The organism is Gammaproteobacteria bacterium, from assembly GCA_028817255.1.
GTDB lineage: Bacteria > Pseudomonadota > Gammaproteobacteria > Porifericomitales > Porifericomitaceae > Porifericomes > Porifericomes azotivorans.
On sequence record JAPPQA010000165.1, the window covers coordinates 1,556 to 3,402 of the forward strand.

General features: G+C 72.9%; 2 protein-coding genes. Both read right to left on the bottom strand.

Going from position 1 to position 1,847, the window contains the following annotated elements; all coding sequences use genetic code 11:
• On the bottom strand, nt 1-994 hold a 994-nt coding region (locus OXU43_06890), incomplete at its 3' end, for an ATP-binding cassette domain-containing protein (GenBank protein ID MDD9824879.1).
• A gap of 61 nt (nt 995-1,055) precedes the next feature.
• A partial coding sequence (locus OXU43_06895; GenBank protein MDD9824880.1) for a hypothetical protein occupies nt 1,056-1,847 on the bottom strand: 792 nt, incomplete at its 5' end.

Below are 1,847 nucleotides of genomic sequence, written 5' to 3' on the forward strand. Positions count from 1 at the left end.
CGGGCGCTTCTTCGAGCGTTTCCCCGGGCGCCGGTTTCTGGTTCTTCCAGATATACACGTCGTTCAGGTCCGGGCGGCGCAGTTGCAGGGAGGCGACCCGCCCTTGCAAGCGTTTCTGCAGTTCGGCGAGCCCGCCGAAGCCGGCCGGGATTCGAAACAGCAGGTGTTCGCCGTCGCGCGCCGGGGGCGTGAAGCTGCCTTCCAGCAGGGCCAGGACTTCCGCTTCCGCCCCCTCGGGCTCGAGCTCCAGGATATGCGCCCCCAATGCCGCGGTCAGCTCGGCAGGGCGGCCGCGGTCCATGAGCCGCCCTTTGCGCAGGAAGGCCACCTGATCGCAGTCCCTGGCTTCTTCCAGGTAGTGCGTGGTCAGCAGCACGGTCGTCCCCTGGCGCCGCCGCAGGCGCGCCAGGAAGCGCCAGATGGAGCGCCGGTTGATGATGTCCAGGCCGATCGTGGGTTCGTCCAGAAACAGCACCCGCGGCTGGTGCAACACGCCGCGGGCGATATCCAGGGCGCGGCGCATGCCCCCCGACAGCGTCCCGACCATGGTGTCGCGCCGCTCGTAGAGCTCGAACAGCCGCAGCAATTCTTCCGCGCGCCGGGCGGCCAGGGCCGGCGGCAATCCGTGCAGGGCGCCCGCGAACATGAGGTTCTCCCAGCAACTGAGGTGGCGGTCCAGGGCGGACTCCTGGAATACCAGGCCGATTTGCGCTCGGATCCGCACCGCGTCGCCGCGCACGTTGCCGCCGGCCACCCAGGCCTCGCCGGCGCTGGGACGCGCCAAGGTGCTCAGCATGTGGATGGTGGTCGTTTTGCCGGAACCATTCGGCCCCAACAGTCCGAAGAACTCGCCCTCGGCGATATCCAGGTCCAGAGAATCCACCGCGAGGAGGTCGCCGTAGCGCTTGCTCAGTCCCCGGGCAAACACGGCTTGCCCTTGCGGAGCGGGGGAGGCGGGAGTCTCCGCGAGAGTAGAGGCCGCGGCGGCGATCATCGCTTCATGGTATCAGAAGCGAGGCGGCGACGGGGGCGCCTGCGCCGCCCGCGCGCCCGGCCTACCACTCCCAGCGCAGCTCGAGGCCGCCGCCGAAGACCGCGCGCCCGCGGCGGTTGAGGTAGTTGTCGCGCATTTCCGCGTAGCCCAGCAGATGGAAATGTTTGCCGCCGCGCGCGAGGTACAGGCCGTAGTCGGTCTCCGGCGTCACGGGGGCGAGGGACACGCGCGCCGCGCGCCTGGTTACGCCGCCGTCGGGGGCGCGCGCCACCGGCACCGACAGCGAGGCGGCGCCCGAGACCACGCGCAGGGGGCGCGCGACGCCGGCGCCCAGGCGCCAACCGCCGGCCAGATCCAGCCGCGCCGTCGCCGCCCAGGCCTCGCTGTCCAAGGCGTCCACGCCGCGGAGGAGGCTTTGCGCGGCGGTGGCGACGCGGCCGGCCAGGTCCAGCCGGGCCGTCGCCGCCCAGGCCTCGCTGTCCAGGGCGTCCACGCCGCGGATGAGGCTTTGCGCGGCGGTGGCGACGCGGGTGCGGCCGCGGCTCCAGTAGAGGTCCAGGCCCAGCGGGCCGTCCGTATCCAGGGCGGCGCCCAGATGCAGGTAGCGGGTGCGGTGGCCCTGGCCGACGGCGACGGCGCCGGCCAGTCCGGCGCCGAGGAAGGAGTGGCGCTCGATAAGTTCGCCGCCGCCCAGGTTCCAGCGCAGCTTGGCGCGGCCCGGGAAGCGCAAGGCGTCGCCGGTAGCGAGGCGCAGGTGGCGCTCGCCGCTGGCGTTGCGGGCGGCGGCGGTGGCGCGCCAGCCGCGGGCCAGGGGCAGCGCGAGCGAGCCGTCGGGCGCGAGCAGCCGGGCATA